At 48.9% G+C, this 8,347-nt stretch carries 7 protein-coding genes; 3 read left to right on the top strand and 4 right to left on the bottom strand.

Annotated features, from left to right (window positions below; translation table 11 throughout):
• Nucleotides 1–136 precede the first annotated feature (136 nt).
• The 3 genes from E1919_RS26525 (at nucleotide 137) to E1919_RS26515 (ending at nucleotide 3,023) form a co-directional block, all read left to right on the top strand.
• Entirely contained in the window at nucleotides 137–361 is a 225-nt protein-coding gene (locus E1919_RS26525; protein ID WP_162056424.1) for a hypothetical protein, read from the top strand.
• A 428-nt stretch (nucleotides 362–789) separates the two neighbouring features.
• The gene (locus tag E1919_RS26520) at nucleotides 790–1,944 is read left to right on the top strand and encodes a hypothetical protein (RefSeq protein ID WP_162056423.1); all 1,155 of its coding nucleotides are present in this window, start codon (nucleotides 790–792) and stop codon (nucleotides 1,942–1,944) included.
• Nucleotides 1,881–3,023 (top strand): sensor histidine kinase, encoded by a 1,143-nt coding sequence (locus tag E1919_RS26515; protein ID WP_237144880.1) that lies wholly within the window; start codon nucleotides 1,881–1,883, stop codon nucleotides 3,021–3,023. Before E1919_RS26520 ends, E1919_RS26515 begins: the two co-directional genes overlap by 64 nt.
• Before the next feature lie 122 nt (nucleotides 3,024–3,145).
• Here E1919_RS26515 and E1919_RS26510 read toward each other — a convergent pair whose 3' ends face one another.
• The 4 genes from E1919_RS26510 to E1919_RS26495 form a co-directional block, all read right to left on the bottom strand.
• Nucleotides 3,146–3,583, bottom strand: a complete 438-nt coding sequence (locus tag E1919_RS26510) for a DoxX family protein (RefSeq protein ID WP_162056421.1) — start codon at nucleotides 3,581–3,583, stop codon at nucleotides 3,146–3,148.
• A gap of 52 nt (nucleotides 3,584–3,635) precedes the next feature.
• Nucleotides 3,636–6,050: a TonB-dependent receptor gene (locus E1919_RS26505; protein ID WP_162056420.1), complete on the bottom strand. Its 2,415-nt coding sequence runs from the start codon at nucleotides 6,048–6,050 to the stop codon at nucleotides 3,636–3,638.
• 102 nt (nucleotides 6,051–6,152) lie between these two features.
• Nucleotides 6,153–7,454: a sensor histidine kinase gene (locus E1919_RS26500; protein WP_162056419.1), complete on the bottom strand. Its 1,302-nt coding sequence runs from the start codon at nucleotides 7,452–7,454 to the stop codon at nucleotides 6,153–6,155.
• Nucleotides 7,451–8,143 (bottom strand): response regulator transcription factor, encoded by a 693-nt coding sequence (locus E1919_RS26495; RefSeq protein WP_317168275.1) that lies wholly within the window; start codon nucleotides 8,141–8,143, stop codon nucleotides 7,451–7,453. Before E1919_RS26495 ends, E1919_RS26500 begins: the two co-directional genes overlap by 4 nt.
• Between the last annotated feature and the right edge of the window lie 204 nt (nucleotides 8,144–8,347).

Raw genomic sequence — 8,347 nt, 5'->3', positions numbered from 1 at the left:
GGCACGTGCGCCGAGAGCGAGAAGAGCAGCTCCTTCTCATCTTTGAAAGTTTTCTTGCCCTGCATAACTTTAAGCAATAGGTCATTATCCTTTAACGCCTATCTTCAACCGGTTGTGCAACAGCCACTAATGCTTCATGAGACATTTTAAAATTAAGCTTAAAATTCCAGGACAGCCGGAGGAATCGTGGGCAGGTATCAGGGCAAGCAGCATACGGGAAGCTATCGCTATAGCGAACACCTACAATATGGAAACCACCGTGGGTGCTGCGTTTAAAATGCGCTCCAGTATTGCCAAGAATATCACTGCAACAGAATACTACATGTTACTTGATGCAGCCCCGCTTACAGGAATGTTCTGAACTCTCCGAAGTCATGGCTGAATAGGCCTCCAGTCATCCACTAACGCCACTTACCTCAGAAACACAGGGAATGGAATGGCATAGCAACAGTCATTCCTGCTGGCCATCAGGCAAGCAACAGAGGATACTGCAGGCTGTATTAAAATATCCCCGTTTTACGGGATATAAAGTAAAATCCTTGGACCAACTACCGCTTTACAGCAGCTAGAGCTAAAAGCTTATCACTTGTGTTTACTAAACATCTAGCCTGATATCTCTTATATCAACTTCGAAAACAGAAGATGGATATAAAGCTACATAAGTTAAAATTTGACTTTATATTATCCTAATAAAACACGTATTATGATATTAAAGAAGCAAGCGAGAGGAGGTCACTGGTTGTTGTTTACCACTTCCCTTACTGTGTTTGCTCAATAGATAGCTGCGCTATGAAACTGGGAATCATTATTATCTTCCTCTTCTCTTTTGCACAAGTCCAGCTGCGGGCACAGGAAAAAGATGCCTGTGCCGTTCATTTAAAGCATTTACCACAGGATGGAGTGCTACTGGACAGGGGATGGAAGCTTCAGGCAGGGGACAACCCAGAGTGGGCTGGCCACAACTATGATGACAGCGGATGGCAGGCCGTAGACCCTACAAAGGAGATAAAGGTCCTGCCTACGCTCTGGCAGCATAGTATTGTTTGGTTTCGGCTGCATCTCTGCTTAGATAGTGTGTTGCGTCAGCAGTCGCTGGTGCTTGTAGGGGGGCAGGCAGGTGCGTCAGAAATTTACTTAAATGGGCGGCTGATTAAACAATTGGGTGTCGTGAGCCCAAACCCAGAAAAGGTGCAGGCTCTTACGCTGCCTTACGGGCAGGTGATAGTCTTGCCATTGGGCAGTGGCTCTGAACAGGTGCTGGCTGTGCGCTTTGCCTTGCAGAAAGATCTTCCCTACTTTCAATTTGGCAATGTGTTCGCCCCTGCCCTGAGCTTTCGCCTGAACGAGACAAACGCGGCAGTTGATTATGCAAACTTAAACGACATCACGTCTTTTGAATATTTCCGTATAGGTTTCTTTTTTATTCTTGCCATTCTCCACCTTGCCTTCTTTTGGTTTTATCCGGCGCAAAGGGCCAACATGTACTTCTTCCTTTATGCCCTTTTTTCCGCTCTGGCGGCATGGATGATAAACTCAGCCTACAAAACCTATTCAGTGGAAGCTAAAGTGTACCTGCTCATCCTTGGATGTGCTTTTGTTTTTGTGCTAAACTATGTCTTTTACCTGATGGCCCTCTACCGGCTGTTTAACCAGTCTAAAGGAATCTACTTTTGGACTCTGACTGTTGGACTTATCCTCTTTTTTGGGTCGAGCTTTTGGTTTTATCAAATGAAAGATTTTTTAATTGATCTAATTTTCTTGCTTATTCCATTAGAGACAATGAGAGTCGCTATTATAGCCATAAGAAGAAAGCAGCGGGGAGCAAGAATTGTTGCAGGCGGGGCAATTTGCTTTTCGCTTTCTTCTCCCTTTTTATGGCTATGGCCTATGGATATCTACCGGCAGGTCCAAACTGGATTGTGGGTCACTTTATGTGGAATATAGGTGCCCTAAGCTTTCCTATGTCCATCTCCATCTTACTGGCCCTGGAGTTTGCCTTCACCAGCCGCTCACTAGAAGCGAAATTAAAAGAAGTACAGCACCTCTCGGAGAAGACACTAGCGCAGGAGCAGGAAAAACAGCAACTCCTTGCTTCCCAAAATGAAACGCTGGAGCGCCAGGTGGTCGAAAGAACGGCTGAGGTTATCACGCAAAAGGAAAAACTGCAAACCACGCTGGATGACTTGAAAGCCACGCAAAACCAGCTTGTGCACAAGGAGAAAATGGCCAGTCTAGGAGAGCTCACCGCTGGCATCGCCCATGAGATCCAGAACCCGCTCAACTTCGTCAACAACTTCTCGGAGTTGGGCCAGGAGCTGTGCCAGGAAGTGCAGGAGGAGGTGAGACAGCTGAGTGTCCCACCTGGGGAGAAGAAGAACCTGCAGGAGCTGGTTTCGGATCTGTCGCAGAACCAAAAGAAGGTCCTGCTTCACGGCCAAAGAGCCGATGCCATCGTCAAAGGGATGTTGGAGCACTCCCGCGCCAGCACGGGGGACAAACACCCCACCAACCTCAATGCCCTGGCAGACGAATACATGCGCCTCTCCTACTTCGGCATCCGGGTCAAAGAAAAGAACTTTCAATGTACCCTCGATACCTGCTACGACCAAAGCATGGGTCACGTGGAAGTGGTGCCCCAGGACCTGGGAAGGGTGTTGCTTAACCTCTTCAACAACGCTTTTTATGCTGTGCAGCAGAAGCAGAAGCTGGGGATGGTGGGATATGAGCCGAAGGTAAGGGTAAGCACTACAAGGCAAGGCAATCAGGCAGAAATGAGGGTCTGGGACAACGGCACCGGTATTTCCGAGAACATCAAGGGCAAAATCTTCCAGCCTTTCTTTACCACCAAACCCACTGGTCAAGGAACCGGCTTAGGGCTTTCACTCTCCTATGATACCATCACCAAGGGGCACGGAGGAGAACTGAGCATGGACACTGTGCAAGGAGAGTGGACGGAGTTTACTATCACGCTTCCTTATGTTCCTGTAGCCGAAGAGCCCACTCAACATACAGTTCATTACTAAACATAATCAGCGTTATAGAACAAGTAAGGCTCCTCATCACGGGGAGCCTTACTTGTTTGCCATGAGCAATATAGGATTAACCTTGTTAAAAGGAAACTGATGAAATCACCAAGTCCTCCCAGCTACACTGAAGCCGTAGCTTTGACGGCACTGTTTTTACGAAGCAGGTTATCAACAGAGTACTTACCGCTACCCAGGAGTAGCAAAACACTGTAAACAAGCAGATACAGTAGTATCAAATCTTTTTCGGTAATGGGATCATCGGCATGCGCAATGAAAGCAGCTACCAGCATCGTAATAATCAGAGGGATGGTGGCTAAACGGGTGCCAAGGCCTATGAAGACTAGCAGAGAGCAAGCAAATTCAGCAAAAGCAGCCAAAACCAAAGAAGGACCACTGCCTATGCCAATTGGATCACCGAAAGTGAAATCCCCAGCTAATAATTTTTCTAGTTTCGGGATGCCGTGGAAGAGCATAGTGCAGGCAACCACTACCCGAAGCAGCAGCAGGGCCAGGTGAACCTTGGAGGGATTTATACTGGTGGCAAATAGTGACTTCATGTGCGGATTTAAAATTTAATAATTGAGTTAGATAATTGGGTTTGATTGCTCCTTAGTTGTCCGGCTCATTTTCCTCTATGCCTTCCCGGCCGCGCACTTCCTTTTTGCTGCGGTTCAACCGGTAGTTAAAGGTGAGCAGGACCTGACGGGCACTCCATTGGAAAGTGGAAGTGGCGTAATAGCCTTCCTCTTCAATGACAACCCTCCTTTTTCGGGTATTTAGCAGGTCCTGCACGCTTAAGGTGAGGGTGCCCTTGTCTTTCAGCACATCTTTGGACAGTCCCAGGTCTATGGCATACATCGCCAGTTCCCGGCCCTGGGGAATCTGCCTGGGACCGCGGTAATTTAACCCGGCCTGGAAATTCAACTGCCTGAAGAAGGTCATCTTTGAGGTAACCCTGCTCGTCCAGGTGTAAGTGTCGCTTTCCAAAAGCCTGTCCTGATGGAAGCCTTCGGTGATGGCCCTGTAAAAATTGAAGTTGGCATTCAGGTTCCACCAACTCTGCAAGGTGCTTGAAAGGTTAAACTCCAGCCCATAGGCATTCTCGGTGGCCAGGTTGACCGGGTACATACGGCTGAACCCAACTGAATCCACGATGGTGATCCGCTGAATGACCCCGGTCCGGTAGCGGTAGTAAGCGCTTGATAGCAAGGAGCCGCTTCCCCAGTTCATCAGATACCCCCCTTCCATCGAGTGGGTGTATTCCGGATTCAGGTCCGGATTTCCGGTCATCAGTGATCTGGCGTTACTGTAGCCCGAAAACGGCAGTAACTCTCTGAAACCTGGACGGCTGAGCCGGTAGCTATAACTGAGTTGCAGCGACTGGAGCTTGTTGAGTTCGTAGGAAAGGTGTGCGCTTGGAAACAAGTTAAAGTACCTGCGCCGGTTTACCTGGTTTACTTCCGGCAGTTCCGTGGTAATGTCGGAGAATTCTCCCCGCAGGCCTGCCTGCAGGGAGAACTTATCGAACTGGCTTCCGCCCATCAAATATGCCGCGTGTATGTTTTCGCGGTATATCAGGTTGTTGTCAAAGGCAGGCAGCACCGTCCACCCCTCATCCCCTTCCTGCTGCTCTACCAGAAAGTCATTTTGCAGCACGCGCGCGGTTGTCTTGACCCCTGCTTCCCATTTTCCTCTTTCCCCAAAAGGATGCACGTAATCTGCCTGGAACAGCAGGTTCCGCTCATCTTCGGTGTTAGACGATCGCTGCCTTAGGCTTCCTGTTCCGGCAGGATCACCTTCCCGGAAAGTGGAGAGTTCATCTTCATCGCTCTCTATCCACTTAAAGTCGGCCGTGAAGGCGCGGCCTTCCTGCTGGAACTCCCTCCGGAAACTTATCGCCGCCTCCGTGTTGTTTTCCGGCTCCCTTTCCCGTTCATCCCGAAGGGTTACCCCAACCAGTTCACCATACCGGTCAAAGTCCTCGTACTGAAACTGAGAGGTATTACGCCCGTCAGACCTGCGGTAAAGTACAGAGCCCGTCAGGATGTTCCTCTCGTTCAGGTAATAATCCATACCCACCCGAAAATTGTGCGAGAGCCCTCCCCTGTTGCGCCGGCTCACTTCAGTATAGGAAAAAACTGTGTCGCTCCTGTTGAAGGCCTGGTAGGAAGAACCGGAGCCTGGCCTTGACCGGTAGTTAATGCCATAGCTGGAAAACAGGTTCACCTTCTTTTTCCGGTAGTTGATATCAAACGAGCCTCCGTAGTTGGCAGGGTGGCCCATCGTAGCGGTAAAAGAACCTGTGATGCCGTCGCTTTTTTCCTTTTTCAGGATGATATTGATAATCCCCACCTCGCCCTCTGCATCGTAGCGTGAAGAAGGGTTGGTGATCACCTCGATCTTTTCTATCAAGTTACCCTGAAGCTGACGCAACGCATCCGGGCTGCTGATGCCTGTCAGCCCCGACGGTCGCCCGTCTACCAGGATACGGACATTCTGGCTCCCTCTCAGGCTGACGTTCCCTTCTACATCGACTGACACGGAAGGCACGTTGTCGAGTATTTCCGCAGCGTTCCCGCCTATGTTGCTCAGGTCTGTGCCTACATTGAAAACCCGTTTGTCCAGTTGGAGCTCCATCTGGCTTTTCTCTCCCTGTACCACCACCTCCCCCAGCAGCGTGGTGCCGGGCTTCAGTCGCAGGGTGCCCATCTGCAAATCCTGATTCACCACTCTCACATCAGGAATGATTTTTTCCTGGTAAGAGATCATGGTAATCTTCAGAAAATAGTCTCCAGGTTTAGCCGCCAGGTTAAATCTTCCTGCCTCATCTGAGTTGGTGCCACGCACCAGGCTAGAGTCTGAATCCTGGAAGAGGATAATGTTCCCATAGGGGATGGGCTTGTTTTGCTCATCGAGCAAGGTGCCTTTAATAGAAAAAGTATTTTCCCCGGTTGTTTGTGCCAGAAGCCAGCCCGGGAGCATTAACAGCAAAAGAAGGGAACCGCATGTTGATCTGAGCCTCATAATTCCTTGTATTTAAAGTCCGCCACTTATCTATAGGCAAATAAGGCAAGAGACTTTATAGCAATTTTGAAGTTTCAGGGCTTACCCTTCAACAGGCTGTTTTTACACTGCAGCTTCGGGCATTTTCCGGGAAGGAGGGTTGAAAAGTACTTCCAGCTTATGCCACCCTTCCTGGTACTGGTAATTCACCTCGAAACCGTTCAGAACACATATCTGCTTTACGATAGCCAGGCCAAGCCCTATCGAATCAGCACTTTGGTTGTCCTTCTTAAAGCGGTGGAATAATTCTTCTGGTTGTAGCTGAGGCGGCTTCCCTGTGTTTTGAATAAGAAGCCCTGCAGACGTTAATATGACCTTTACCCTGCCGTCCTGGTCATTATGGCGAATGGCGTTGCTGATCAGGTTATGGAGCAGGATGTCTGCCAATGCAGCGTTCAACCTTACTTCTACCTCTTCCTCTAACTCCGTTTCTAAACCGATTGCTCTCATCAGGAAGAGTTCATGATAGGAGTGCAAGGCATGGTGCAGGAGCGTACTGAGGTTTATCAGACTGTTGGACTTATACTCCTGATTCTCCATTCTGGTGAGCAAGGTAAGGGCCTGGTTGGTTTTAGAGAGTCTCTCCACCGCCTCATGGGCTGCCAGTATAAGGCTGGCCTGCCTGTCGCTGATTTCCGTTTCCATCAATAACTCAAGCTTTCCCCGAATGACGGCCAGGGGTGTCTGCAGTTCATGGGAAGCGTTTTCGGTGAACTCCTTCAAAGAGCGGTAGTCTGCCACTGCTTTCCGGGACATGTTCTCCAGGAACTGATTCAGCAGCTTAAACTCTCTTGTCCGGGTGGAGCCAAGCCGAAGCGGGCTTTGCTTTGCCAAAGAGAAAGATTTTACTGCCTGCAGGGTCTGGTTGAACGGAGCGAGTATCCTACCAGATAGAAACCGGCTTAGCAGCCCGACTAAAACCAGGAGGAGAATAAAAGTCCAGCCCAGGGACTGAACCACTCCATCCGCTATTTCATCCTGCTCGGGCACTAAATTGGAAGCGGCGATTTGATAGTGCTTGTTGTTGATTTTATACGAGGCAACTGCCCTTAACTCCCGCTCATAATGCTGGTGTGGTGGAAACCAGGCCACCGTATCCTTGACATGCATGGGAATCTTTCGGGCTGCCGGGTCCAGTTCCTCGATGTTTACCTGATACCCATCCAGTTGCTCTATTTCGGTGCCGTCCTGTAAGCTCCTGGCCAACATCTCGACCGTGTCCTGGAGCCGGCGGGCATCTTCCCGGATGATTTCCCTTTGTACAACATGGAAGACAATGACACCGCCAACTAACAGTACCAGCGCAGTTACGAGAAGAAACCAGAGGGTTAACTGATCGATTAGCTTTAGCCTGGGTAGTTTCATCGTCGGCTTGTGTCAAATCTGTACCCTAATCCATACACAGTGCCTATGTAATCTTTACCACCAGAAGCGGTGATTTTCTTTCGCAGGTTCTTTACATGCTGGTACACAAAATCAAAGTTATCCAGGTTATCGGTGTAGTCGCCCCATAAGTGCTCGGCAATAGACTGGCGGCTCAGCACCCTGTTTTTGCTAATCAGAAAGTAAAGCAGCAGGTCGAATTCTTTCCGGGTCAGGTCCAGGAGCGTGTTGTTTACTTTTGCTTCCATAGTGTCGGCGTTTACGCTGATCTCCTGAAAGGTGATGGTATTGTCTGCCCGGAGGAACTTGCGTCGGTAGATAGCCTTCAAGCGGGAATGCAGCTCCGGAAGATGGAAGGGTTTGGTTATGTAATCGTCCGCCCCCAGGTCAAGTCCCTGAACTTTGTCATCTAAGGCGTTTTTAGCTGAAATAATCAAGACGCTGCTTTCATTATTTCCTGACCTAATCTGCCTGAGCAAGTTCAACCCGTTTCCGTCTGGCAGCATAATGTCCAGTACAATGCAATCGTAAGAATAGGATATAAGCTTATCCTCTGCTTCTTCAAAAGAGAAACAGAGTTCACATAGGTATCCCTCACGGAGCAGAAAATCCTTGATGTTCTGAGCTAGTTCCCTGTTATCCTCAATGATCAGTACTTTCATAGTACCCATGAATGTAAGTTTCTTTTTTGAGGAAATCTTGAAGTAAGGTGCAGGTGGTGTTAAAATTTGAGACTACTCATGCCTACTTCGAAATGAACTGTGTTTAAAAGCAATATTTTGCTTATGATTTTTCCATGTAATACTCTCCTTTGGTAGCGATGGCAAAAGCCTGCTTTATGAGTTTGTTTGCCACAGCTATAAGTGCCAGCCGCT

It is taken from the genome of Pontibacter pamirensis (assembly GCF_010015475.1).
GTDB classification, from domain to species: domain Bacteria; phylum Bacteroidota; class Bacteroidia; order Cytophagales; family Hymenobacteraceae; genus Pontibacter; species Pontibacter pamirensis.
The sequence above is the reverse complement of the archived record's forward strand: the minus strand, read 5'-3'. Positions and strand labels throughout refer to the sequence as shown.

Excerpts from the sequence above, each read along its gene's own strand:
- E1919_RS26505 (WP_162056420.1), bottom strand. The coding sequence starts at position 6,050 with ATGAGGCTCAGATCAACATGCGGTTCCCTTCTTTTGCTGTTAATGCTC.
- E1919_RS26515 (WP_237144880.1), top strand. The coding sequence starts at position 1,881 with ATGGCCTATGGATATCTACCGGCAGGTCCAAACTGGATTGTGGGTCAC.
- E1919_RS26510 (WP_162056421.1), bottom strand. The coding sequence starts at position 3,583 with ATGAAGTCACTATTTGCCACCAGTATAAATCCCTCCAAGGTTCACCTG.
- E1919_RS26500 (WP_162056419.1), bottom strand. The coding sequence starts at position 7,454 with ATGAAACTACCCAGGCTAAAGCTAATCGATCAGTTAACCCTCTGGTTT.
- E1919_RS26525 (WP_162056424.1), top strand. The coding sequence starts at position 137 with ATGAGACATTTTAAAATTAAGCTTAAAATTCCAGGACAGCCGGAGGAA.
- E1919_RS26495 (WP_317168275.1), bottom strand. The coding sequence starts at position 8,143 with ATGGGTACTATGAAAGTACTGATCATTGAGGATAACAGGGAACTAGCT.
- E1919_RS26520 (WP_162056423.1), top strand. The coding sequence starts at position 790 with ATGAAACTGGGAATCATTATTATCTTCCTCTTCTCTTTTGCACAAGTC.